Here is a 23,576-nt window from a genome sequence, read left to right as displayed (position 1 = left end):
GGGACGCTGTTCCTATCCATTTCGTAGGGGAGCGGAAATGTCGCGTCTCACGGCTCTGGTGGGCGCCACGGCGATGACCGTGGTCGTGCTCGGCCTGCCCGCGCTGGCCCACGAACACCCGAGCGGCATCACCGATCTGGTGACGCCCGCGGTGGTCAGGATCGAGGCGACGGCGCACGTGGAGATCACGCTGCTGGACCACATCGGCGACCTCGTCCATGTGGAACGTGCCTACGATCTGCCGATCGGCAAGGGCACCGGCATCGTGGTCAATCCCGAGGGCGCCATCGTGACGCTCACCAGGATCGTGCAGAGCCCCGACGACGTGCGTATCTATGCCGCGAACAAGGTCTTCTCCGAGCACCACAAGGTGAAGGTCCCGGCCGACTTCAAGCGGCACAAGCTCGACGACCCGCAACTCGACCGGCACCTGCGCGACTGCTACCCGCCCAAACGCCCCACCGCGACCTGCATCATCAACGCCACCACCAGCATCACGATATTTCCGAACATCTCGCCGCCCGACGCCAAAGGCTTCACCGCCGAGGTCGTGAAGGCGGGCGCCGGCCCCGACACCCCCGCCGTGCTCGTCCCCACCGGCCGCGCCGACGGCAGCGTCGGCATGCCCACCGCGCCCCTGGCCGACAAGGTGCCCGACAAGCCGGGCTCGCCGACCAACGTCGCCGGATTCCTCGGCCGCCCCGCCGCCAAGGTCCAGCACACCGTCGAGATAGCCCACCTCGGCCAGGGCGGCTCCGGACAGGGCGGGCGCCCCTTCTCCGACCCGGAGAAGAAGGTCGACGAACCGGTCAAACTCGGCGGCCTCGCCGACCGCGGCATGATCGGCGCCCCCGTCATCGGCGACAAGGACGGCCACGTCATCGGCATGCTCGTCGGCGGCGGCAAGGACGCCAGGATGATCGGCGTCAGGGAGATCACCACCGCCCTGGCCGCGGCCGGCGTCACGCCCAGGCGCGGCGCGGTCGACTCCGCCTTCGAGGCCGCGCTCACCCGCTTCCACACCAAGTACTACACCGAGGCCGCGCCCGGCTTCCAGCGCGTGATAGAGCTCTACCCCGGCCACATCGTCGCCGGAGCGCACCTGAAGACCTCGCTGGCCAAGCGCGGCACCTCCGAGGACGCCGGCACCAAGCAGGCGCCCATCCGGCAGGGGAGTTCCGTCCCGCTGTGGCCGTTCATCGCCGCCGCCGGGGTGCTGTTCGTGGCGGCCCTGGTGGGCGCGTACCTCCTGTGGCGCCGCGGCCGCGGGCCCGCCCCCGTGCCCCGTCCACCGGACGGCCTCGCCGCGGTACGGCCCCGCCTCGACGAAGGCTCCACCGAGACCGTCGTGGTCCGCCGCGACCAGGCGCTCCAGGCGGCGCCCAACCCCGTGCTCATCGCCTCGGAGCAGCGCTACTGCACCGGCTGCGGCATGAGGCTCGGACACGGACACCGCTTCTGCGGCTACTGCGGGCTGCCGACGTGAACGACAGATCGTTGATCGGGCAGGAGGTCGCCGGGTACCTCATCGAGAACATCGTCGGCAAAGGCGGCATGGCCGTCGTCTACCTGGCACTCGACCCGCGCCTGAGCCGGCGCGTGGCCCTGAAGATCCTCAACCCGATCCTCAGCGTCGACGACCGCTTCCGCCAGCGCTTCATCCTGGAATCGCGCACCGTCGCCAGCATCGAACACCCCAACATCATCCCCATCTACGAGGCCAACGCCGACCCCTCCGGCGTCCTCTACATCGCCATGCGCTACGTCGACGGCTCCGACCTGCGCCGCCTCATCTACGACCGCGGCCCGCTGCCCGTCGCCCAGGTCAACACGGTCCTCGCCCAGGTGGCGGCCGCCCTCGACGCCGCCCACGCCCACGACCTGATCCACCGCGACGTCAAACCCGCCAACATCCTGCTGGCCGCCGACCACGTGTACCTGACCGACTTCGGCATCACCAAGCACCGCACCTCGATCTCCGGGCTGACGCAGACCGACCAGTTCATCGGCACGCCGCGCTACATGTCCCCCGAGCAGATCAACAAGGAGACGGTGGACGGGCGGTGCGACCAGTACGCCCTCGCCTGCGTGGCCTACGAGGCGTTGGCGGGGCGGCTGCCGTTCCAGCGTGACAACGACATCGCGCTGCTGTGGGCGCACCTGGCCGAGCAGCCGGCGCCGTTGTCGCAGGTACGGCCCGATCTGCCGCTCGAGGTGGACGGGGTGATGATGCGGGCCCTGGCCAAGGCGCCGGAACAGCGCTACCCGAGCTGCACCGCGTTCGTGGCCGCGCTGCGCGACGCGATCAGCGGCCACGTCTCGGAGACGGCGCCGCGCGCGCAACCCTCCGCCTTCCGCGCCGCGGGCCGCGCGCCCTTGGGCGGCGGCGCGCTCTCGGGCGGCGGCGCTGCCTCGGGTGGCGGCGCGCTCTCGGGCGGTGGCGCGGACTCGATGCCGGTACGGCGGGGCGGCAAGCTGCCCATCGTGCTGGCCGCCCTGACGGCGGCGGTGGCGGCGCTCGTCCTGGTGGTGCTGTTGCTCATGAACCAGCGCTCCGACGCGTGGACCGGCTACCGGCAGACGGCCGCGGCCCCGCTGACGTTCGACCACCCGTCGGGCTGGACCGCCATCACGCACGGGGACCTGTTCGCGGTGGTGTCGCCGAGGGCGGCCGAGTTCGAGTCGCTGTTCGTGTCGGGGGCCAGCGCGGACTGGTCAAGAGTGGCCCCGATCATCTCCGAGGACCCGGAATCGGCGTCCGGGGTGTACGTCCAGCTCTCCGACACCCTGGACGGCACCGCGACGGCCGACCAGATGAAATCGACGCTGGAAGGCTTGCTGCCCGGCCAGGTGACCATCCCGCGCAACCCGGTCGAGGACCAGGCGGGCAGCAGCCAGGCCCGCAGCTTCCAGGGCACGTTGCAGGACCCGAGGGGCGGATCGAGACTGGGCTTCGTCGGCTACGTCGTCGACCGCCCGGCGAAACCGATGCTGCTCCTGTACTTCTGCGCCCGCGCCACCTGCGACGACGCCACCCAGGTCCGGGTACGGCAGAGCGTCCGCGTGAACTGACCTGGCACGGTCCTCGCGCTTCGCGCTCGGGCTCCCCTCACGGGGGAGCCCAGCTCCCCCGAACCCCCTCGCCGGTGGCCTTCCGGCCCCCGGTCCCCCGAGTCTTGGCCGGGTTCCGTGGCTCACAAGCATGGAGCTCGCTCCGCTCGCGCGCCCTTCCTGCCTAACCCACCCGCTGCCCCGATCGATGGCCGGCCAGTTGGATCCCACCCGACCAGCTAGAGCCCTGTAGAAAGCCTCCGAAACGGTCCTGCAACGCCTCCTGGAGCCAGGGGATGTCGCGGGCTGACCAGCGTCCCAGGACTCGTCGATCGCAGGAGCAGGTCAAGGTGGAGCGCCCGCAGGCGAAGCCGGCGAACGACCTTGACCTGTGACGGGAACCGATCCCCACGGCGCGGGAGCGCGGACAACTCGATGGCCGGCTTCATCCAACGAGAGTTCCCGGCCGTCGGCTGACTCACCGGCATTCGCCACTACTACTGCAGCAACCCGATCGCGAGAGCCATCCCCAAGAACAACGTCAGCTGATACGCGCTGTTGATCACGGTGAGCTGTGCCGGCTTCTGCTCAAAGGCGTTGTGCTGTGTCAGGGTGGTCAGCGAGAACCCGAGCCAGGTCGCGAATCCGACGGCCACATCAAGCCAGAGCGCGTCGCTGCCTACAAAGCCCGACACGATGGAGCACGCGGCTGCGAGCACCAGCGCCGTGACGATGATCGACGCCACGAGGACGGCGAACGGGCGCTTGCCGGCCCGCTTCGAGTCCTCCTCGGATATCCCGGTCAGCCTCCGCCAGATGGCGCCGAAGAGCCCCCAGTCGCTGTACCACACCCAGGCGATCGCCATCCCGACCACGATCGCGGCCACAACGGCGGGCCAGCTGATACCCATCTCCATGCGGATCCCTCTGCTCGACGCCCCTCAGGTCAGTTGATATAATCAACCACGATGGACAACGTCAAGCAAACCTCGAAGAGGCCCCGTTCCTACGGGCAGTTCTGCGCCCTCGCGCGTGCCCTGGACATCGTGGGCGAGCGCTGGACCCTCCTGATCGTCCGCGAACTGCTCCCCGGCCCGATGCGCTACACCCAGCTGAAAACCTCGCTCGCGGGGATCGCTACCAACCTCCTTGCGGAGCGGCTGCGGGCTCTGGAGTCGAATGGCATCGTCGAGCGCCGCCTGGAGCAGGCGGGTGTCGTCTATGCGCTCACGCCCTGGGGCGCAGGGCTCCGCGAGCCGATGGAGGCGCTCGGCCGATGGGGCGCGCCGCTGGTGACGACAGGGCGTGACGGCGATTCGTTCCAGCCGCGCTGGCTGACGCTCGCTCTCCCCGGCCTGCTCCGGGGAATCACCGCGACTCCTCCGGTGGAGCTCGGCATCGAGACGGACGGATTCCTCATGGTCCTGCGCATCGACGAGCACGGACCCAGCGCGATCATCCGGCCCGATCGGCAACCGGACACGGTCTTCACCGCCGAGCCTGAGGTCGTCATCGGGCTCGCGGCCGGTGCGCTCACGATCGACCAGGCTCTCTCCCTGGGGGCTGTCCGAGGCGACCGGCAGGTCCTTGACAGGGCCTTCCTTCCAGGGCGGGAGACCACGGTGACACCCCCACCGATGGCCGGTTGACGGCCCTCACGATTCCCGCGCCCGGACATGGAGCCCGATGTCCCCGTCCACCACGACTCATCGGCGCCTACCGCACGCTCCGCCCGGTAGTACCGAGTCAACACATCCGACGGGCCTGACGGACCCCCAGAGACCGCGAGGAAACTAGGTGCTCGCCACATGCCGCACGGCCCCAGATGGCCACCGGAAGATCAGAGCGGTACCAGGCTCGCCTTCAGATCACCGCGAGTTGATCACCAGGTGAAGCCGAATGCCCTGTGACAGAGAGCCGTGAATGGTGACAACAACGTTTGAGCGGTCAGAGCATCGTCGGGTTGTGGGCATAAAGTCTGATCAGGCTGCGGCCGACGAACCCCGCGCTTCCTCCCGGCCGACTTGGCCTAAGCGCACAAGCTCTAGCTCAGGTCGTCGTAGACGTCCCGGCTGATGGCGATGAGGGCCTTCGCCATCTTCTGCTCGCTGAGGCCGGCGCCGTTATCGGTGGTGGCGGCCTGGTAGTGCCAGTAGTAGACCAGCAGGGAGGCGTTGCCCCAACTGGACACGAGCACTCCCTGGGTCATGCTGAGGTTGTTTTCCGCCTCGGCTCCTGCCCTGTAGTAGAGCTCCGCCCGGTCGCCGACCCCGGCGACGGGGCGTTGGCTGGAGCCCGCACCGGAGGTTCCCCGGGCCGCCGATGCCTGGTTCTCGGCGTAGGTGTCCTGGTTGAGCTTCAGGCCGACCTCGACGACGGCGCGGAACCCGCCCCGGCCGGCGAGGCTCGCGGGCTCATAGCGCGGCCACCTCTCAAGGATGGGCTCGCCATCGCCGTTCTGGGTCTGGGAGTCGTCCTGGAGCTTGAGCGAGCAGGACGCCGCGGGGGCGTACTTGGCGATGGTCTCCCGATCGAGGAGTTCACACCCGTCGGCGACGGTGGTGAACTTCGTGGTGGGCTTCGGAGCGGCTGGCGAGCTGCTGGACGAAGCCTCCTTGGTGGCGGCCGTACAGGCGCTTCCCAGGAGCATGAGCACCGCTACCACCAGTAACACTCGTTTCATAACAAACAGACGTTAGTGTCCGTCAAGACTGCCCGCGACCCGGCCCTGGTACGGCAGCGTACGTATGGGTGGGAGGCGGCGACGCCCTGACCGCTCAAGCTTCGTTGTCAGAGGACAGAAGAGACCGACGAAGGCGCGACTCGCCGGACCCGCGGGCCGGAAATATCCGGCACTACGCGGGTCTGGCGACGCCTCGCGCGTCCGTGGATGCATTGCCGCCGGTCAGGCTTCAGCGAGGGGTCCGATCTGGTTGAGCGCATTCCGGTCGGGCAACCACTGGCTGGGGTGAGGAGGCTCCTGGTCGGGTGGGATCCAACTGGCCGGCCATCGATCGGGGCAGCGGGTGGGTTAGGCAGGAAGGGCGCGCGAGCGGAGCGAGCTCCATGCTTGTGAGCCACGGAACCCGGCCAAGACTCGGGGGACCGGGGGCCGGAAGGCCACCGGCGAGGGGGTTCGGGGGAGCTGGGCTCCCCCGTGAGGGGAGCCCGAGCGCGAAGCGCGAGGACCATGCCATTCAGGGGATGGCCTGGTAGAGGGTGGTCCAGAAGTCGTTCATCAGCCGCGCCGGGGCCGGGACGGTGTAGCCGACCTGGGTGAGCAGGATGCCGGTGATGCCGGTCTCCGGGTCGGCGTAGGTGGAGGTGCCGCTGCCGCCGTCCCAGCCGAACTGGCCGATGGGGGCGTAGTCGCTGCGGTGGGTGCGGACCGCCATGCCGTAACCCCAGCCGCCCTGCTGGCCCTGGCCGAAGGAGATGTGGACGTTCTCCGTGGCCATGGCGTGCCTGGCCGCCTGCTGCTCGGGGGCGAGGCTGTTGGTGGTCATCAGTTGTACGGCCGGCCGCGACAGGATGCGCCGGCCGTCGTGGGTGCCGCCGTTGAGCAGCATGCGGAAGTAGGCGTGGAAGTCGTCGGCGGTGGAGACCAGGCCGCCACCGCCGCCCTGGAACGCCGGCGGCTGGCTCCAGCGTCCGCCCTCGGCCTCGTCCCACACCTGGAACTCGCCGGTCTGCGGGTCGGGGGCGTACAGGGTCGGCAGCCGGTCGATCTGGTCGGCGGGCACGTGGAAGCCGGTGTCCTTCATGCCCAGCGGCTCGAAGACACGCTCGCGCAGGAAGTCCTCGAACGACCGGCCGGTGACCCGGGAGACGAGGACGCCGACGAGGTCGCTGCTGATCTGGTACTGCCAGCGCGCGCCGGGCTGGTGCATCAGCGGAAGTTCGCCCAGGCGGCGCATCCACTCGTCCTGCTCGGGCACCGGCGTCGGCAGGTTGGGCGTGAGCCCCCGCTCGAAGATCGCGCCCATGATCGGGGTGCCCAGGACCGTCATGTCCATGCCGAGCCCGAAGGTGGAGGTGAGCACGTCGCGGACGGTGATCGGCCGCCGGGCCGGCACGGTGTCGTCGAGCTGGCTGTCGATGCTCTTGAGCACCTGCCGGTCGGCCAGCTCCGGCAGCCACTCCTGGACCAGGTCGTCGAGCCGCAGCCCGCACTCGTCCAGCAGGACCATCGCCGCGGCGATCGTGACCGGCTTGGAGGTGGAGGCCATCCGGAAGATCGTGTCCCGGCGCATCGGCGCGCCGCCGTCGTGACGCATCGTCCCGATCGTCTCGACGTGCGTCTCTTCGCCACGGCTGACCAGGGCGACCAGCCCGGGGATCTTCCCGGACTCGACGTGCCGCTCCAGCACCCCGCGCACTCGCCGCAGGCCCGCCTCGGTGAAGCCGCTCTTACCGTGTTCCATCGTCGTTCTCCTGGTGTTCAGTGTTCGGTTCGCCCGGGGCCGGGCCCGGAGGCCGCGATCGCCGCGCTGTTCATGGAGGAGACGATGGCCGACTGTATTGACGCGGGGCTGTCGCCGTACTGACACGGCCGCTGACACGCCGCCGCTCAGCGGCTGATCCCGTGAGGAGCCGCTGGCGTGGACATCGCGGTCACTTCAGGAGGATGCGCCAGCGGCCGGCCAGTTCCATGATGTCCAGGCTGACGCGTTCCAGGTAGTTCGCTGCCTTGGCCAGTCGTTGCCCCACGGGGCTGTCGAGCCCGTACCTCTCGGCCGCCGCCATCGTGGCCCGCGCCGCCTCGAGCGTCTGCCGCTCGCTGATCATGATCGCGTGGTACCAGGCGTCGTCGTCGATCACATAGATGTCGCGCCGCCGCCGCGGATCGCGCTCGCGCCGGATGAATCCCTGCTGGAGCAGGAAGTTCACGGCCACGGAGATGGAGGCCGGGCTGACCTTCAGCCTGCGGGCCAGTTCGGCCGCGGTGCGCCTGCCGTTCTCGGAAAGGATCAGGTCGTGGTGCACGCGCGCGGTGATCCGCGGCATCCCCGCTCTGACCGCCCTCTCCAGGAGTTCCTCTTCCATCAGGCCGTCGGGCGGCGTGTCCACGCGTGGGGGTGCCGGTGTGCTGCGCCGGGCTCGCTGGATCGTCGCCTGCTGTGCCTGCTGGGGCCGGTAGCCGGTGGGGCCGCCGTTGCGTGCGATCTCCCGGGTGACCGTCGAGGTCGCCCGGTCGAGCCGCCTGGCGATCTCACCGTAGGAGAGCTTGTCGGCGAGTCCGGACGCGATGCGCTCGCGGTCCTGCTGGGTCAGTCGTCCTCCTGGCATACCTCCAGTGTTGTCTTCGCCGTCAGTCAATGCAACAGCCTTGCATTCGGGTTCAGCGTCATTGCTTCAATTTTTGGCCGTTTACCTGCGCTTACGCATTCTCCGAGATTGACGGAATTGCGAATGCAACGTAGCTTTCGAGCAGCACAAGACGCGTACTATCGTGAAATGAGGAACGGTCATGAGTGAATCCCTCCCCACCGCCGAGAACACCGGAGGCGGGCGCCCGGAACTGCAGAAGGCCATCGAGGCGATCGTCGACGCCGGATTCCTCGGCGTCCAGGCGCGCGTGAACGACGAGCGGGGCGAGTGGGTCGGCAGCGCCGGGCGGCGCAAGCTCGGTGTGAACGTCAAGCCGCCGGCGGACGGACGGTTCCGGATCGGCAGCAGCACCAAGCCGTTCGTCGCGACCCTGGTGCTGCAGCTGGTGGCCAGGGGCAAGATCGAGCTGGACGGCCCGGTGGCCGACCACCTGCCCGCGTTCGAGCTGGACCGGGGGATCACGGCGCGGATGCTGCTGCAGCACACCAGCGGTCTGTCCAACTACACCGGCGAGTTTCGTGTCGACGGGTCGGTCGAGCCGGGGATCCCCGCCGGGGGCGCGGAGTGGGCGGACGCCCGGTTCAAGACCTATCGGCCGGAGGAACTGGTGCGGTTCGGACTGTCCAAGGGGCCGAGGTTCGAGCCGGGCGAGAAGTGGAGCTACTCCAACACCGGCTACACGCTGGCCCAGTTGCTGATCGAGGAGGTCACCGGCCACTCGCTCGCCGAGGAGATGAAGCTGCGGATCCTGGGTCCGCTCCAGCTGCGCGGCACGGTACTGCCGGGCGCCTCGCCCGAGCTTCCCCGGCCGTACTCCCACGGCTACTTCAGCTACCAGGACGCCGCGGGGAAGGGGAAGGTGATCGACGTCACCCGTCAGAACCCCTCCATGACGGCCGCCGCCGGTGACATGATCTCGACCACCGAGGATCTGGCCACGTTCTTCTCCGCGCTGAACCGTGGCAAGCTCCTGCCCGCCGAACTGCTGACCGAGATGCGCAGGACGGACCCGAAGAGCGCCGGCCCCTTCGGCAGCTACGGCCTCGGGATATACGTGCAGGACCTGGGCCCGGACTGCGGTACCGTCCTCCATCACAACGGCAGCACCGCCGGGGGTTACGTGTCGGTCCTGTACGGCACGCCCGACGGCCAGAAGACCCTCGCCGCCTCGATCACCTACGGCGACGCCGTACCCGATCTGGCAGGGGCCTTCCCGACGGCGCGCGACAACCTCCTCAAGGAGGTGTTCGGCGACGGTACGGCCGAGGAGGCCAAGCCGGCCCAGTAGAGCGCCTCAGGCCCTGGGAAGGCCGGGCGTGGACACTCCTATGGCGAGTCCGACCTGCGAGAGCACGGCGGATGGCGGCTGGTGGGGCCGGCTTCGCCGACGGCCGGCAACGGCGGGATCAGAGCCCGGTGAATCAGGGTCCGGCGACGGGGGGACAAGCGGACGCACCGACGTGTCCTACCACGGTGGACCATGCGGCTGGGAGCGGGCTCCCAGCCGGCAATCCTCCGCGCGGACGACGAGAACCGGCCCCCACCGGCGGAGGATGAAGTCATGATCACAAAAGCATCCCCTGGACATCCCCATGGGGCGACGAGATCCGTGACGCCGAGATGAGAATCCTGAAGAAGACTTTCGCCATCCTCGCCGCCACGGCGGCCGTGGCAGCGCTCGCACCGGCGGCGCCGGTCTCGGCGGCGGCCGAGGCCGGGCGGCTGACCTGGGGCGAGTGCTCAGACAAGACACTTCCCGCGCCCACGGAGTGCGCCTCGATCGAGGTGCCGGTGAACTGGGCCGAGCCCGGCGGCAGGAAGATCCGGCTGGACCTGGCCCGGCTGCCCGCCACCGAGCCCGCCCGCCGGATCGGCAGCGTCCTGGAAGTCACCGGCGGACCCGGGAGCAGCGGCATCCCCGAGGTGAAGATCGCCGCTTCCCATCTCAAGGAACTGGGCCGCCGCTTCGACCTCGTCTTCTTCCAGACGCGCACCAGCCTGTGGTTCAAAACCATGCCCAAAGTCTGCTGGAAGCCCGGCACCAAACTGGAGGACCCTCGCAGCCGCAAGGCATACGCCGCCCAGACCGCCGCGATGACCAAGGCGTTCCTCGCCTGCCAGAAGGCGGACACCACCGGCCTGTTCGCCCATGTGGACTCCATGTCGATGGCCAGGGACATGGAGGCGATCCGGTCGGTGCTGGGCGAGGAGCGGCTGAGCATCGTGGCCCACTCCTACGGCGGGGTGCCCTCCATCGCCTACGCTCGCCTGTTCCCGCAGCGGATCCGGGCGCTGTACGCCGACGGGGTGATCAACCAGGCCGCGGGCTTCAACGACCAGATGCTCCGGATATCGACCGCCTTCGAGGAGACGTTCGGGAAGTTCGTCACCTGGTGCGCGGACACCCCCGCCTGCGCGCTGCACGGCGAGGACGCCGGAGCGGTCTGGCGCGCGCTCGTCCGCGCGGCCGACCGCAAGCCGATCCCCGGCACCTCCGCCGAGTTCGGCAAGGGCGAGATGACCGGATGGATGCTGCGGCAGTTCGCCTTCACCCCGGCGGCGGTCGAGCCGGGCAAGGACCACGCGAACAGGCTGGCCTTCGCCAAGTCGGTCGACTTGGCGCGGCGCGGGGACGGGTCCGGATTCGGCGACGCGGTCATCACCGGCACCAGCGTCTGGAGCACACCCGGCGTCCTGGCGATGAGCTGCGGCGACGGTCGCGGCTTCGCCGGCTACGACGAACTGCGGAACTACCGTCGCACGGCGGAGAGGACCCTGCCGAATCTCGGCTCCGCCCGGACCGAAGGCGTCGCGTGCACAGGCTGGCCACTGAAGGTGGCCAACCCGGTCCGTCCGCTCCCGTCGCGCGGCCTCCCGCCGATCTTGGGCGCGGGGAGCACGTCCGGCGACGTGGTGACGACCCGGACCCTCACCGACATGATCCCGGGTTCGGTGACCGTCACCTACGAGGGACCCGGCCACGTTCTGTGGATGATGGGCAAGAAGTGCCCGATCAGGCACGCGACCGCGTACCTCACCGACTTGACGCTCCCCCCGCCCGGCACGACCTGCCCCGAGGAGTGATCCCGGCGGGGATGATCAGATGAGCACGGCCCCGAAGCAGGGGCCGTGCGTCGCGGCCATGATGACCAAAAGGTCTTCACGGCCGCCGGCCGTAGCCGGCGCGTATGTCCGGGGATCTCGCGGATGCCGTCACCATCGGCATGCCGCGGGCGCGGGACCGCCGCTGCCGCCAGCATCGACGTCTTCGGTGCACACCCTCAGATCATGAAGGGACTAGCGTTGCACCCCCATCTATCATGTATATTTTCCGTCAATAGGTGACTTTGGCAGGAGATATTTCATGAAGTCCTTCCCCAAGGTGCTCTTCGACGAGGCCCACAGCGAGTCGTGGACCATCCGGCGCGACGTCGCCGAGGCGATGAACCCCGGCCACCCCGACGACAACAGCTACGCGCGCGCCGCCGCTCAGCTGCGGCACCTTGGGCACACGGTCGGCGCCCACACCACCGGCGCCCTCGACACGGGAACGCTCCAGGACCAGGACGTCCTGGTCATCGCGCACCCGTCGGGCGAGCGCTGGGAGCGCACCACCGGCCACGGCAGCCCGGTCTTCTCCGCCGCCGAGCTGGACGCCATCACCGCCTACGTCCAGGACGGCGGCGGCCTGGTCGTGCTGGCCGAGGAGGAGCAGGACAAGTACGGCAACAACCTCAACGACCTGCTCGCCCGCTTCGGCGTGGCCGTCGAGCACACCACGGTCCGCGACCCCAAGAACGCCCACCGGGACGTCGCCACCTGGGTCCTGGCCGCGAAGAACACCTCTGACGGTCTGCTCGCGGGCGTCGGGAAGGCCTGCTTCTACCGGTCGGGCGTGCTGGCCGCCGACGGGGCCACCGTCCTGTTCGCGTCCTCGCCGTCCGCCACCCCCGCCGGCGCCCCGCTGGCCGTGGCGCGCACGTACGGCAAGGGCCGCGTGGTCGTCTTCGCCGACTCCGACCTGTTCGGCGACGACTCCATCGAGGACTACGACCACCGCCGGCTCTGGGGCAACGTGGTCACCTGGGCCGCGCGCGTACCAGGTGACGACCGGGCGGGAACGGGCACCGACGAGGCCAAGGCGGCCGGGTTCGCCGAGCTCAAGGCCACGGTCGAGGAGCTGCGACCGCTGCAGGTCAAGGACGGCTCGGTGCCGGAGGAGAAGGATCGGGCCAAGGAACTGGTCGGCTCGATCGCCCGGCAGGTGGGCGAGATGGCGGCGCACTTCCCGCATGACGCCGCCTACCTTCAGGCGGTTCAGGCCGACCTGCGCCAGTGGTCGGAGCAGGACCTCGGCGTCCCCGACTTCCTCCGGTCGCTGGAGCTCTTCCACCCCGACACCCAGCGCGTGGACGGGCTGGAGCACCTGGTGGTGTTCCCGATGTACACGCAGAACGGCAACCCCAACCGCAACGTCGAGGCCGTCTGGATCCGCACGATCTGGCCCGACTGGCTGGCCGGGCTGGAGGCCGGCGGCTACGACAACCCGATGTTCGTGCCGATCGCCTTCGAGGACTTCACCTCCGGCTACGACACCCACTCGGCCGTGCTGTTCCCCGAGACCGTCGCGGTACGGCAGGCACCCCAGCGGTTCACCTGGGGCGGCATCTTCGCCGACCGCGAGGCGGCCAGGTTCCGCGCGGTCTCCGGCGCCGCCGCCACCACGCTCAAGCTGGCCCTGCCCCCGGACGCCGCCCGGCTGCTGGCCTCCCAGCAGCTCGCCCAGGACACGTTCGTCATGTGGGACCTGATCCACGACCGTACCCACAGCCACGGTGACCTGCCGTTCGACCCGTTCATGATCAAGCAGCGGATGCCGTACTGGCTCTACTCGCTGGAGGAGCTGCGCTGCGACCTGACCGCGTTCGGCGAGGCGGTGAAGCTGGAGAAGGACGGTGTGCCGCACGCCCGCTACGTGCAGCACGCGATCCTGTTCGACCGGCTGTTCCGCTTCCCGATCACCGGTGAGCGGGTGCGCAACTACGACGGGCTCGGCGGCCAGCTGCTCTTCGCGTACCTGCACCGCAACGACGTCGTGCGCTGGACCGACAACCGGCTCACGATCGACTGGGAGCGGGTCGCCGACGGCGTCGCCGACCTGCGCGGAGAGGTGGAGAAGCTCTACCGCGACAGCATCGACCGGTCCAAGATCGCGCACTGGCTGGCCGCGTACGACCTGGTCAGCGCCTACGTGGAGCCGAACCCCGCGTCGACCTGGGCCAAGGGCATCCAGGCGCTGCCGGAGGAGCAGAAGGCCAAGGTGGACGCGGTGCTGTCGGACGAGTTCCCCCTGAGCATGTTCTACGAGGCGCTGCGCCGTAAGCTCGCAGACGTCGTCGAGAGCACCAAGGGGATCCGCGCATGATCATCCTCATCACCGGCGCCGCCGGGCCCACCGGCCAGGCGGTCGCCGAGTACTTCGAGAAGAACGGCCACACCGTCGTCGGCGTGGACAAGGACGACGTCGACCTGCTGGACCGCGCCGCCGTACAGGCGCTGGCCGAGCGCATCGACATCGAGCACGGCCGCGTCGACGGGGTGGTGCACCTCGTGGGCGGCTGGCGCGGCGGGAAGACGTTCGCCGACACCGACCTGGACGACTGGAACCTGCTGCACGACCTTCTCGTGCGCACCCTCCAGCACGTCACGCTGGCCTTCGAGCCGCTGCTGCGCAAGAGCGCCAACGGCCGGTTCGCGATCGTCTCCGCCAAGGCCGCCGAGTCGCCCACCGCGGGAGGCGCCTGCTACGCCGCGGCCAAGGCCGCCTCGGAGGCGTGGACCAGGTCGCTGGCCGACGCGCTCGCGGGCACCAACGCGGCCGCCGTCATCCTGGTGGTGAAGGCGCTGGTCAACGACTCCATGCGGGCCGCCAAGCCGGAGGCCGCGTTCACCGGCTTCACCGACGTGCGTACCCTCGCCGAGGCCATCGGCGGCCTCTACGAGCGCCCGGCCGCGCAGATCAACGGCACCCGATTGGACCTCACCGCGTGAATCCCCGGCACGACCCAGAGCTGAAGGCGTTCGCGAGCGACAACTACGCGGGCGTCCACCCGGAGATCCTGGAGGCCATCGCCCGCGCCAACGGCGGCCACCAGATCTCCTACGGCGAGGACGTCTACACCGAGGCCCTCCAGGGCGTCTTCCAGCGGCACTTCGGCGAGCGGGCCCAGACCTACCCGGTCTTCAACGGCACCGCCGCCAACGTGGTCTCGCTGCGCGCCATGCTCGACACGTGGCAGGCGGTCATCTGCGCCGACACCGCCCACATCCACACCGACGAGGGCGGCGCGCCGGAGGTGGCGGGCGGCATCAAGCTGTTCACCGTCCCCACGCCGGACGGCAAGCTCACCCCGGAACTGATCGACACCCAGGCGTGGGGCTTCGGCGACGTGCACCGTGCCCAGCCCGGCGTCGTGTCGATCTCCAACACCACCGAGCTCGGCACCGTCTACACCCCCGCCGAGATCACCGCGATCTGCGAGCACGCCCACGAGCGCGGCCTGAAGGTCCACCTGGACGGCTCGCGCCTCACCAACGCCGCCGCCGCGCTGGACGTGCCCCTGCGCGCGCTGACCACCGACGCGGGCGTGGACGTGCTCTCCTTCGGCGGCACGAAGATCGGGCTGCTGTACGGCGAGGCCGTCGTCGTGCTCGACCCCGACGCCGCCCGCGGAGTCGACTACATCCGCAAGACGTACATGCAGCTGTCGTCGAAGATGCGGTTCGTCTCGGCCCAGTTCGAGGCGCTGCTCGGCGGTGACCTGTGGCTGCGCAACGCGCGGCGGGCCAACGCCATGGGCCGCCGCCTGGCCGAGGCCGTGCGCGACATCCCGGGCGTCGAGGTGCCCAGGCCGGTGGAGGCCAACGCGGTCTTCGCCATCCTGCCGCCGGAGGTGACGGAGCGGCTGCAGAAGCGCTTCCGCTTCTACACCTGGAATCCGGCGATCGGCGAGGTGCGCTGGATGTGCTCCTTCGACACCACCGAGGCCGACGCGGACGCCTTCGCCGCCGCCGTACGCGAGGAGATGTCGGCCTGAGCCGTCAGGGGTGCTCGCGCAGTGCCAGGCGGGCGGCGTGGTAGCCGCCCATACCGTGCGCCCCTCCGCCGGGCGGGGTGGAGGAGGAGCACAGGTAGACGCCGGGCAGCGGCGTGCGCCACGGCGCCGGTGACCACACGGGCCGTTTCACGAACTGCCCGAGGGAGCCGGTGCCGCCGTTGATGTCGCCGCCGACCAGGTTCGGGTCGAACCGTTCCAGGTCGGCGGTGTTCATCGTGTGCCGGGCCAGGACCCGCTCGCGGAAGCCGGGCGCGAACCGCTCGATCTGCGCCTCGATCGCGGCGCTCATGTCGGCCGACGAGCCGCGCGGCACATGGCAGTAGGCCCACAGCGTGTGCCCGCCCCGCGTGGGGTCGGCCGCGTAGGGCTGCACCAGCAGCACGTACGGCCGCGGCGAGTGGCGTCCCGCCGACACCTCGGCCTCGCTCAGCGCGATCTCCTCCAGCGTGCCGCCCAGGTGGACGGTGCCCGCCCGCGCCACCCGCGGGTCACACCAGGGCACGGGGCCGTCGAGCGCCCAGTCCATCTTGAACACGCCCGGCCCGTACCGGAAGCGCCGCAGCCGGTCGCGGTAGCCGGTGGGCAGCTCGGTCATCCGCAGGAACTGCCGGGGCGTCACGTCCAGCATCATGATCGGGGCGTCCAGCTCGCGCAGGTCGTGCACCCGGTGGCCACTCACCGTGGTGCCGCCGAGCCTTCTCAGCCGCTCCACCAGCGCGTCGGCCAGCACCTGCGAACCGCCTCTGACCAGCGGCCAGCCCACCATGTGCGCGCTGGCCGCGAGCAGCATGCCGTACCCGCTCGTGATGGGCGAACGCAGGTCCAGCACCGAGTGCGCGGCCATGCCCGCCAGCAGCGCCCGCCCCTCGACGGTCCGGAACAGCGCCCGCCCGAGCACGGTCGCGGGCAGCGCCCCGAGCAGCCCGAACCGCGCCGCCGCCAGCGGAGCCCTGGGCGGCGAGAGCGGCGACAGCAGCGTCTCCACGAGCGGCGCGCCCGCGCGGGCCGCCGCCCCGACCGACGCGCGCCACGCCGCCCCGTCCCGCCCCAAGCCCTCCGCGGTACGGCCGGCGTCGCGATGGACCAGCGCGGCGGGCCGGTCGTCCAGCGGATGGGCCACGGCGACCTCGGGCTGCGCGAACGGCGCGATCGTCGTCAGCCCGAGCGCCCGGAAGGCGGGCGAGACCAGCGCCATGGCCAGCACGGTGGCGCCCACGTCGTGGACGCGGCCGGGCAACGTCAGCTCGGCCGAGCGCAGCGCGCCCCCGAACCGGCCGGCCGCCTCCAGCAGCAGCACCCGGCGTCCCGCGGCGGCCAGCGTGATCGCGGCCACGAGCCCGTTGGGACCGGAGCCGACCACCGCCGCGTCGTAGGTCACAAGATGGACGGCAGCGGCTGCGCCCCGCGGTGCCCGAGCATGTCGGTCATCAGCTTGATCTCGCCGTTCTGGCCGTCGATGATCTTCTGCGCCATGCTGGTCACCTCCTCACGCTCCGACAGCGGCAGCAGCCCTCTGGCCATCTGCACGCCGCCCTCGTGGTGGCGGATCATCAGCTGCAGGAACAGCACCTCGGCCGCTTTGCCCTGCAGGCCCTTGAGCTTGTCCAGCTCCTCGCGCGTGGCCATGCCGGGCATCACGCCCGCCTTGAGCGGCTGCCCGCCGTGCCCGTGCCCGCTCATCCACGTCATCGGCCGCAGATCGGTCGACTGGCCGAGATCCCACTGCTGCAGCCAGCCGAGGAACATGCCGCGCTGGTTCGCCTGAGTGTTGATGATGTCGAAGGCGAGGTTTCTGACCTCGGGGGCGGGGCCCTTGTCCCTGATCGTGAACGACATGTCCACGGCCTGGGCGTGATGGGTGGCCATGTCGCGGGCGAACCCGGCCTCCGCGGAGGTCTCGGACGGCGTGCCTCCCCGGCCGAACAGCAGGAAAGCGGCGATGGCCGCGAGAGCGACCGCGCCGACGGCGATGAGCTTGTTCATGTCGCTCCCAGCGTACCCAGGGCCGGCGTGAGCTCGTCGTTAAGCTTCTTATTCTCCATATACGCCCGGAGGGCATAGGGTGACCCGCAGTTGGCATGCCGATGGAGGAAAATCGCGATGACGAAGGAGAAAGCGCAGGCGCGGCGCGAGCATCTGGACAAGATGCGGGCCGCGCAGAGGCGTAAGGAGCGCCGCACCGCGTTCCTCATGTGGGGAGCGGGTGGCGCGGTCATCGTGCTGCTCGTCGGCGTGGTCGGCTTCTACCTGATCAACCAGTCGAGGGCCAGTTCGCTCGACGCCGTCACCAGTGTCAAGTACGACGCCGGACAGCACGTGTGGAACGCGGTCACCTACAAGGAGACCCCGCCGGTGGGCGGCGAGCACAACAACTACTGGCAGCAGTGCGACATCTACGACAAGCCCATCCATCCCGAGCACGCGGTGCACTCGCTGGAGCACGGCGCGATCTGGATCACCTACCGGCCCGATCTTCCCAAGGCCGAGATCGACGCGCTGAAGAAGGTCGCCAGTGAGACGGGCAGCCTCGAGTACATGCTCGTCAGCCCGTTCCCGAACCTGCCCGCGCCGATCGTGGCCTCCTCCTGGGGACACCAGCTGAAGCTGGAGAAGGCGGCCGACGAGAAGCTGCCCGCGTTCATCAAGAAGTACCAGAACGGCAAGGACACCCCCGAGCCGGGCGCGACCTGCGGCGGCAACCAGGCGATCACGACGACCGCCGATCAGCAGCCGCTGCCGCCCGAGCCGCAGCAGCAGGGGCAGCCGAGCGGCAGCCCGGCCCCGACGCCGTCGTCGTCGAACCAGTAGGGCTAGCCGAGCACGTCCTCGATGGGCACCCACTCCAGCCCGTGCGCCTCGGCCACGGGCCGGCTGGTGAGGTGCCCTTCGTGTGTGCTGAGGCCGTGCGCCAGCGCGGGGTCCTCGCGTAGCGCCCGCGCCCAGCCCAGGTCGGCGATGGCCAGGGCATAGGGGAGGGTCACGTTCGTCAGCGCGTACGTGGAGGTGTGCGGCACCGCGCCGGGCATGTTGGCCACGCAGTAGAAGATCGAGTCGTGGACCCGGTAGGTGGGGTCGGCGTGGGTGGTCGGGCGCGAGTCCTCGAAGCAGCCGCCCTGGTCGATGGAGATGTCCACCAGCACCGAGCCGGGTTTCATCCTGCGTACGAGGTCGTTGGAGACCAGCTTCGGCGCCCTTGCCCCCGGCACCAGGACCGCCCCGATGACCAGGTCGGCCTCCAGCACCGCGAGCTCGACCTCCAGTGTGTTCGAGGCGACCGTCTGGCAGTGGCCCTGGTAGATGGCGTCGGCCTGGCGCAGCTTGTCGATGTTGCGGTCCAGCAGCAGCACCTCGGCCTGCATGCCGAGCGCGATGGCGGCCGCGTTCATCCCGGAGACGCCGGCGCCGATCACCACGACGTTCGCCGCCCGCACGCCGGGCACGCCGCCCATGAGCACGCCTCTGCCGCCCTCGGAACGCATCAGATGGTAGGCGCCGACCTGGGGCGCGAGCCGTCCGGCCACCTCGGACATCGGGGCCAGCAGCGGCAGCGCGCCGTTCGCCGTCTGCACGGTCTCGTACGCGACGCCGGTCACGCCCGACTCCAGCATCGCGCGGGTGCACGGCTCGGAAGCCGCCAGGTGCAGGTACGTGAACAGCACCTGGCCCTTGCGCATCCGGTGATACTCCTCGGCCACCGGCTCCTTGACCTTCATGACCAGGTCCGCCTCGGCCCAGACGGCGTCCGCGCCGTCCAGGATGAGCGCGCCCGCGGCGGCGAAGTCGGCGTCGGGGATCGCCGAGCCCGTGCCCGCGTCCCGCTCGACGAGGACCTGGTGGCCGTGCCGTACGAACTCGTGGACGCCCGCGGGGGTGAGAGCCACGCGGAACTCGTTGTTCTTGATCTCGCGGGGTACTCCGACCTTCATGAGACCACTCTCGGCTCGCCAGTCAAACAGAACTATCGACAATCTGTAATTGTTCTTCCATTCTTCCTCACACCATGGTGGAAAGTGGAGAAATTCCGGCTGATTACCCCGGTCCGGCTTGTCCTCGATAAGCTCACCGGCAGCCCGCGAACGCCAGGATGGGGTCGTCGTCCATGTCGATGGAGAATCCACCGGTCTCCGACACGCCGCGGCCTGAACAGCCGCAGGCCAGCAAGCTCACCACGATCGTCCTGATCGTCTCGCTCGTCCTGGTGATCGTGATCGCCGGGGTGCTGGGGGCGGTGGCCGTCCTCATGACCAGGAGCCCCGACGCCCCGCTGCTGGGCGCGGTGCCGCCGCTGCAGCTCGCCACCCCCATCCACTTCGCGCCCGTGCGCGAGTCGAAGGAAGCGCCCTGCCCCGGTGAGGAGGCGGTCCTGGACGAGCTGAAGACCACCTGCTACCTGATCGGCAAGGGCGTCACGGTCAACGCCGTGCAGCAGATCGAGACCGTGGCCGAGGACGACGGCACGTACTCGGTCCGCATCGCGATGGCGCCCGCCTTCAAGACGCGGGTGGCCACGATCATCCAGGAGCTCGCCGGCGACCAGCGCCCGCTGGCCGTGGTGCTGACGCCGCCGAACGTCGTCGTGGCCGCGCCGTCCGTCCTGCAGGCGATGGACGGCGACAGCGTGAGCATCGGCCCGTTGCCGAAGGCCGAGGCCGAAGCCCTCGCCGCCCGCCTGGGCGCGGGCGGCACGGGCGCCCCTACCGGCGCCCCGGAGACCGGCCTCCCCGGCACCGGAGCCCCGACCACAGGGTTGCCGGACACGGGGACGCCGAACACCGGCGCGCCCAACACCGGGGCGCCGAACACCGGGGCGCCCAACACCGGCACCGGCGCACCGAACGCGACCACGCCCCCGGGCACCGGCAACCCGAACGCGACCACGCCGGCCGCCAACACCCCGGTCGGGGCCAACCCGACCGGCGGCTCCCTGCTGCCCGCCAAGGACAAGCGCCACCCGTCCTGCAAGGAGGCGGTGGCCGCGGGTCTCGGCCCCTACACCAAGGGCCGGCACACCGAATACACCTGGTACGTGGACAAGGACAACAACGGCACCGCCTGCAACTCCGCCGACCTCTGAGCCGCGCCGGACTGTCGGGGGCGGTGGCTAGGCTCCTGGTTGAGTCTGGCCTTCGGAGGGTTGTCAGGTGCGGATTCTGTTGCTCGGCCCGGTGGGTGTGCGCACGACGGCGGGGGCGTTCGTCGCGGGGCCGCCCCGCCGGCAGGCGGTCCTGGCGATGCTGGCCGCGCACGCGCCCCACCCGGTCACGATGACGGCGCTGATCGAGGGGCTGTGGGGCGCACGGGCTCCGCGCTCGGCGGGGCAGAGCGTCTACACCTACGTGGCCGGCCTGCGCGCGGTGATGGAGCCGGTGCGCGGACGGCGGGAGCCGCCGAGCGTGCTGGTGGGCGGCGCGGGCGGCTATCAGCTGCGGCTGGATCCGCGCCTCGTGGACGCCCGCGAGTTCACCGCTCTCGTCGAGGAGGCCAGGCGGTTCGGGCGGCACGACGAGCACCCGGCCGCGCTGTCGGCTCTGGACCGCGCGCTGGGGCTGGTCAGGGGCGACCCGCTGTGCGGCGGCGTGCCGGGCCCGTTCGCCGGGGCGGAGCGGCACCGTCTGCAGGAGTTGGGGCTGTCGGCTGCCGAGCTGCGGGCCGGCGTCCTGCTGAAGACGGGCCGCGCGGACGCCGCGGTCGACTCCCTCGACGGCCTGCTGGCCCACCACCCGTTGCGCGAACGGCTGCGCGAACTGCTCATGCTCGCCCTCTACCACTGCGGACGTTCGGCGGAGGCGCTGGAGGTCTTCGCCGACGGCTGCCGCGTCCTGGCGGACGAGCTGGGAGTGGACCCGGGCAAGGGTCTGCGCCACTGCCACGAGCTGATCCTCCGCGGCGACCCCGTCCCCGGGATCGCGGGCGAGAACCCGCCCGGGGAACCACCGGACCGGAGCGGGCTCGTGAAGGCGCCGGACACCGAGGAGCCCGTGTCGGTGCGGGGCAGCGGGGAGCGCGTGACGGCACCGGACGCCGAGGAGCGCGTGCCGGCGCGGGGCAGTGGGGAGATCGTTCCCGGGAGCGCGGAGCCGCGGGCCGGCCGGGATCCGGTGCCGCGGCAGCTTCCCCGTGCGCTCATCGGGTTCGTGGGCCGGGCCGGGGAGCTGGCCAGGCTGACGACGCTGCTCGCCGAGCAGGGGCATCCGCTGGTGGCGATCTCCGGGCCGCCCGGCATCGGCAAGTCCGCCCTGGCGCTGAAGCTGGCCCACGCCGTCAAGGACCGCTTCCCCGACGGCCAGCTGTTCGTGAACCTGCACGGCAGGACGCCCGGCGTGCCACCGCTGACTCCGCTGGAGGTGCTCGGCCGGTTCCTGCGGGCCCTGGGTGTGCCGGGCAGTGCCGTACCGGTGGATCAGGACGAGGCGGCGGCCGAGTGGCGCAGCAGGATGGGCGGCAGGCGCGTCCTGGTGGTCCTCGACGACGCCGCCGGTCTCGGTCACGTGCGGCCGCTCCTGTCAGCACCGCTGGGCGCGGCCCTCATCGTCACCAGCAGGGAGACACTGGCCGCGGGCGACGACTGCGCGCAGGTCCGGCTGGAGGGGCTGCTGCCCGCCGAGGCCACCGCGATGCTCGCCACACTGGCGGGCGCCGACAGGGTGGCGGCCGACCCGGCCCAGGCGGAACGGCTGGCGCGCCTGTGCGACGGGCTGCCGCTGGCCCTGCGCATTTCCGGCGCGCGCCTGGCCGACCATCCGGGCTGGAGCGTCGCCGACCTGGTGACGCGGCTCGGCGACGAGCGCCGCCGCCTGCACGAGCTGCAGATCGGCGACTTCGCGGTCCGCTCCGCGCTCACGTCGAGCTGGCGCGCGCTGCACGACAGCCCGCATCCCCGCGACAGGGCCGCCGCCCGCCTGCTGTCCCTGCTCGGCGAGCTCCACTTCCCCGAGATCACGGTCGCGTTCTCCGCCGCGCTGCTGGGCTCGGGCACGGCCGAGGCGGCCGCGGCCCTGTGCCGCCTGGCCGACGCCCATCTGGTCGAACGCGGCCGTGCCGACCGTTTCCATCTGCACGATCTGGTCCGCCTGTTCGCCGCGGAGCTCCGGCCCGAGGGCGCCCAGGCCGCGGTGGCCAGGGCTCTGGCGTTCTGCGTGGCGTCCGCCCGGCACGCCAGCGTTCTGGTGGACCCGCATCGCCTTCAGCCTGTCATCCCGCCCGTGGCGGCCGAGCCCGCGGCCCTGGACACCCCGCGGCAGGGCCAGGATTGGCTGACGGCCGAGTCGGCCAACCTCGTCTCCGCGGCGAAGCAGGCGATGTCCGGCCAGGACGAGGAGATCGCCAGGCTGGGCGTCGCGCTGACCTTCTCCTTCATGTGGTTCCAGAGCATGGCCTACCACACCATCGACATGCTGGAGTGCAACGAGCTGGCGCTGGCCGTGACCCGGCGGCTGGACGAGCCGGCACTCGCCCAGCAGGCCCACGCCCACGTGGCGGAGGCCCTGTGGATGGCCGACCGGCTGGGCGAGTCGGCCGGACACCACGAGGCCGCGCTCGAACTGGCCAGGCGGCTCGGCGACCGCTTCGGCGAGCTGCGCGCCCTGGGCAACCTCGCCAACCTGAACCTGATCTCCGAACGCCATGGCCAGACCCTGGCCTTCGCGCGGGCGCAGCTCGTGATCGCGCGGGATCTCGGCATCCGGGTCGGCATCCGCTACGCCCAGCTCATGATCGGCAGCGCCCTGCTGGGGCTGGGCCGGCCGGAGGAGGCGGCGGAACCCCTGGCCGAGGTCATGGCCGGCGCCGTGAGCGATGGCGACGCCCTACAGGAGGGCCTGGCCCACCTGATCATGGGCGAGACCTGCCTGGCTCTGGGCCGGCCCGAGCGGTCGCTGAGCCGCTTCGACCGCGCCGCCGCCCTGATCGGCAGCGTGTCCAACCGCATCGGCGAGCTGCGCCACATGGTCGGCCGCACGCGTGCCCTGCGCGAGCTGGGCCGCCTGGAGGAGGCCGAGGAGCTGGCCGAGCGGGCGGCGGCCCTGGCCGCCGTACTGAAGAACCCGCGTTGGGAGGAGTAGGTCCGGGTGGAACGGC

The 23,576-nt window shown here is 70.7% G+C and carries 18 protein-coding genes; 11 read left to right on the top strand and 7 right to left on the bottom strand.

Features of this window, described 5'->3' with window-relative positions:
- Nucleotides 1-37 precede the first annotated feature (37 nt).
- Nucleotides 38-1,486, top strand: a complete 1,449-nt coding sequence (locus tag ACFWY5_RS10865) for a hypothetical protein (protein ID WP_379631357.1) — start codon at nt 38-40, stop codon at nt 1,484-1,486.
- A complete protein-coding gene (locus ACFWY5_RS10860) occupies nt 1,483-3,072 on the top strand; it encodes a serine/threonine-protein kinase (protein WP_379631355.1) in 1,590 nt (529 codons plus the stop codon). Before ACFWY5_RS10865 ends, ACFWY5_RS10860 begins: the two co-directional genes overlap by 4 nt.
- 476 nt (nt 3,073-3,548) lie before the next feature.
- Here the strand turns inward: ACFWY5_RS10860 and ACFWY5_RS10855 are convergent, their stop codons facing one another.
- Complete coding sequence (locus ACFWY5_RS10855; protein ID WP_379631353.1) at nt 3,549-3,968, bottom strand: DUF1761 domain-containing protein; 420 nt, start codon at nt 3,966-3,968, stop codon at nt 3,549-3,551.
- 51 nt (nt 3,969-4,019) lie between these two features.
- Here ACFWY5_RS10855 and ACFWY5_RS10850 point away from each other — a divergent pair, with 51 nt between their 5' ends.
- Complete coding sequence (locus ACFWY5_RS10850) at nt 4,020-4,700, top strand: winged helix-turn-helix transcriptional regulator (RefSeq protein WP_379631351.1); 681 nt, start codon at nt 4,020-4,022, stop codon at nt 4,698-4,700.
- 395 nt (nt 4,701-5,095) lie between these two features.
- Here ACFWY5_RS10850 and ACFWY5_RS10845 read toward each other — a convergent pair whose 3' ends face one another.
- The 3 genes from ACFWY5_RS10845 to ACFWY5_RS10835 all read right to left on the bottom strand — a co-directional run bounded on the left by ACFWY5_RS10845 (nt 5,096) and on the right by ACFWY5_RS10835 (nt 8,340).
- On the bottom strand, nt 5,096-5,734 hold the full coding sequence (locus tag ACFWY5_RS10845) for a hypothetical protein (protein WP_379631349.1): 639 nt from the start codon (nt 5,732-5,734) through the stop codon (nt 5,096-5,098).
- Nucleotides 5,735-6,248: 514 nt separating this feature from the next.
- On the bottom strand, nt 6,249-7,475 hold the full coding sequence (locus ACFWY5_RS10840) for a serine hydrolase domain-containing protein (RefSeq protein ID WP_379631347.1): 1,227 nt from the start codon (nt 7,473-7,475) through the stop codon (nt 6,249-6,251).
- A gap of 190 nt (nt 7,476-7,665) precedes the next feature.
- Nucleotides 7,666-8,340 (bottom strand): helix-turn-helix domain-containing protein, encoded by a 675-nt coding sequence (locus ACFWY5_RS10835; protein WP_379631345.1) that lies wholly within the window; start codon nt 8,338-8,340, stop codon nt 7,666-7,668.
- A gap of 181 nt (nt 8,341-8,521) precedes the next feature.
- Between ACFWY5_RS10835 and ACFWY5_RS10830 the strand changes: the two genes are divergently transcribed.
- The 5 genes from ACFWY5_RS10830 to ACFWY5_RS10810 all read left to right on the top strand — a co-directional run bounded on the left by ACFWY5_RS10830 (nt 8,522) and on the right by ACFWY5_RS10810 (nt 15,479).
- Nucleotides 8,522-9,670 (top strand): serine hydrolase domain-containing protein, encoded by a 1,149-nt coding sequence (locus ACFWY5_RS10830; protein WP_379631343.1) that lies wholly within the window; start codon nt 8,522-8,524, stop codon nt 9,668-9,670.
- Nucleotides 9,671-10,002: 332 nt separating this feature from the next.
- Nucleotides 10,003-11,466 carry an alpha/beta fold hydrolase gene (locus tag ACFWY5_RS10825; RefSeq protein ID WP_379631341.1) on the top strand — a complete coding sequence of 488 codons (1,464 nt, stop codon included), beginning with the start codon at nt 10,003-10,005 and terminating at the stop codon, nt 11,464-11,466.
- A 280-nt stretch (nt 11,467-11,746) separates the two neighbouring features.
- Nucleotides 11,747-13,807, top strand: coding sequence for a DUF6421 family protein (locus ACFWY5_RS10820; protein ID WP_379631339.1), 2,061 nt, complete (start codon nt 11,747-11,749; stop codon nt 13,805-13,807).
- Complete coding sequence (locus tag ACFWY5_RS10815; protein ID WP_379611452.1) at nt 13,804-14,433, top strand: SDR family NAD(P)-dependent oxidoreductase; 630 nt, start codon at nt 13,804-13,806, stop codon at nt 14,431-14,433. The genes ACFWY5_RS10820 and ACFWY5_RS10815 overlap by 4 nt, the downstream gene beginning before the upstream one ends.
- A complete protein-coding gene (locus ACFWY5_RS10810; RefSeq protein ID WP_379631337.1) occupies nt 14,430-15,479 on the top strand; it encodes a threonine aldolase family protein in 1,050 nt (349 codons plus the stop codon). Before ACFWY5_RS10815 ends, ACFWY5_RS10810 begins: the two co-directional genes overlap by 4 nt.
- Nucleotides 15,480-15,483: 4 nt before the next feature.
- On the opposite strand, the gene ACFWY5_RS10805 is transcribed toward ACFWY5_RS10810, so the two are convergent.
- Together ACFWY5_RS10805 and ACFWY5_RS10800 are read right to left on the bottom strand one after the other, a co-directional pair.
- On the bottom strand, nt 15,484-16,878 hold the full coding sequence (locus ACFWY5_RS10805; RefSeq protein WP_379631335.1) for a phytoene desaturase family protein: 1,395 nt from the start codon (nt 16,876-16,878) through the stop codon (nt 15,484-15,486).
- A complete protein-coding gene (locus ACFWY5_RS10800; RefSeq protein WP_379611455.1) occupies nt 16,875-17,483 on the bottom strand; it encodes a DUF305 domain-containing protein in 609 nt (202 codons plus the stop codon). The genes ACFWY5_RS10805 and ACFWY5_RS10800 overlap by 4 nt, the downstream gene beginning before the upstream one ends.
- Nucleotides 17,484-17,600: 117 nt before the next feature.
- Between ACFWY5_RS10800 and ACFWY5_RS10795 the strand changes: the two genes are divergently transcribed.
- Nucleotides 17,601-18,308, top strand: a complete 708-nt coding sequence (locus ACFWY5_RS10795; protein ID WP_379611456.1) for a DUF3105 domain-containing protein — start codon at nt 17,601-17,603, stop codon at nt 18,306-18,308.
- A gap of 2 nt (nt 18,309-18,310) precedes the next feature.
- On the opposite strand, the gene ald is transcribed toward ACFWY5_RS10795, so the two are convergent.
- Nucleotides 18,311-19,426 (bottom strand): alanine dehydrogenase, encoded by a 1,116-nt coding sequence (gene ald, locus ACFWY5_RS10790; RefSeq protein ID WP_379631333.1) that lies wholly within the window; start codon nt 19,424-19,426, stop codon nt 18,311-18,313.
- Nucleotides 19,427-19,599: 173 nt separating this feature from the next.
- On the opposite strand from ald, the gene ACFWY5_RS10785 reads away from it, so the two are divergent.
- Both ACFWY5_RS10785 and ACFWY5_RS10780 read left to right on the top strand, forming a co-directional pair.
- The gene (locus tag ACFWY5_RS10785) at nt 19,600-20,574 is read left to right on the top strand and encodes an excalibur calcium-binding domain-containing protein (RefSeq protein ID WP_379611459.1); all 975 of its coding nucleotides are present in this window, start codon (nt 19,600-19,602) and stop codon (nt 20,572-20,574) included.
- A gap of 67 nt (nt 20,575-20,641) precedes the next feature.
- Complete coding sequence (locus ACFWY5_RS10780; protein ID WP_379631331.1) at nt 20,642-23,560, top strand: BTAD domain-containing putative transcriptional regulator; 2,919 nt, start codon at nt 20,642-20,644, stop codon at nt 23,558-23,560.
- Nucleotides 23,561-23,576: the final 16 nt, after the last annotated feature.

The sequence above is a fragment of the Nonomuraea sp. NPDC059007 genome, from assembly GCF_042740555.1.
GTDB lineage: Bacteria > Actinomycetota > Actinomycetes > Streptosporangiales > Streptosporangiaceae > Nonomuraea.
Note: the sequence above shows the minus strand (reverse complement) of the source record. Positions and strands in the feature narration are given on the sequence as shown.

Excerpts from the sequence above, each read along its gene's own strand:
- ACFWY5_RS10785 (WP_379611459.1), top strand. The coding sequence starts at position 19,600 with ATGTCGATGGAGAATCCACCGGTCTCCGACACGCCGCGGCCTGAACAG.
- ACFWY5_RS10840 (WP_379631347.1), bottom strand. The coding sequence starts at position 7,475 with ATGGAACACGGTAAGAGCGGCTTCACCGAGGCGGGCCTGCGGCGAGTG.
- ACFWY5_RS10815 (WP_379611452.1), top strand. The coding sequence starts at position 13,804 with ATGATCATCCTCATCACCGGCGCCGCCGGGCCCACCGGCCAGGCGGTC.
- ACFWY5_RS10850 (WP_379631351.1), top strand. The coding sequence starts at position 4,020 with ATGGACAACGTCAAGCAAACCTCGAAGAGGCCCCGTTCCTACGGGCAG.
- ACFWY5_RS10865 (WP_379631357.1), top strand. The coding sequence starts at position 38 with ATGTCGCGTCTCACGGCTCTGGTGGGCGCCACGGCGATGACCGTGGTC.
- ACFWY5_RS10830 (WP_379631343.1), top strand. The coding sequence starts at position 8,522 with ATGAGTGAATCCCTCCCCACCGCCGAGAACACCGGAGGCGGGCGCCCG.
- ACFWY5_RS10855 (WP_379631353.1), bottom strand. The coding sequence starts at position 3,968 with ATGGAGATGGGTATCAGCTGGCCCGCCGTTGTGGCCGCGATCGTGGTC.
- ACFWY5_RS10845 (WP_379631349.1), bottom strand. The coding sequence starts at position 5,734 with ATGAAACGAGTGTTACTGGTGGTAGCGGTGCTCATGCTCCTGGGAAGC.
- ACFWY5_RS10795 (WP_379611456.1), top strand. The coding sequence starts at position 17,601 with ATGACGAAGGAGAAAGCGCAGGCGCGGCGCGAGCATCTGGACAAGATG.
- ACFWY5_RS10825 (WP_379631341.1), top strand. The coding sequence starts at position 10,003 with ATGAGAATCCTGAAGAAGACTTTCGCCATCCTCGCCGCCACGGCGGCC.
- ACFWY5_RS10820 (WP_379631339.1), top strand. The coding sequence starts at position 11,747 with ATGAAGTCCTTCCCCAAGGTGCTCTTCGACGAGGCCCACAGCGAGTCG.
- ACFWY5_RS10835 (WP_379631345.1), bottom strand. The coding sequence starts at position 8,340 with ATGCCAGGAGGACGACTGACCCAGCAGGACCGCGAGCGCATCGCGTCC.
- ACFWY5_RS10800 (WP_379611455.1), bottom strand. The coding sequence starts at position 17,483 with ATGAACAAGCTCATCGCCGTCGGCGCGGTCGCTCTCGCGGCCATCGCC.
- ald (WP_379631333.1), bottom strand. The coding sequence starts at position 19,426 with ATGAAGGTCGGAGTACCCCGCGAGATCAAGAACAACGAGTTCCGCGTG.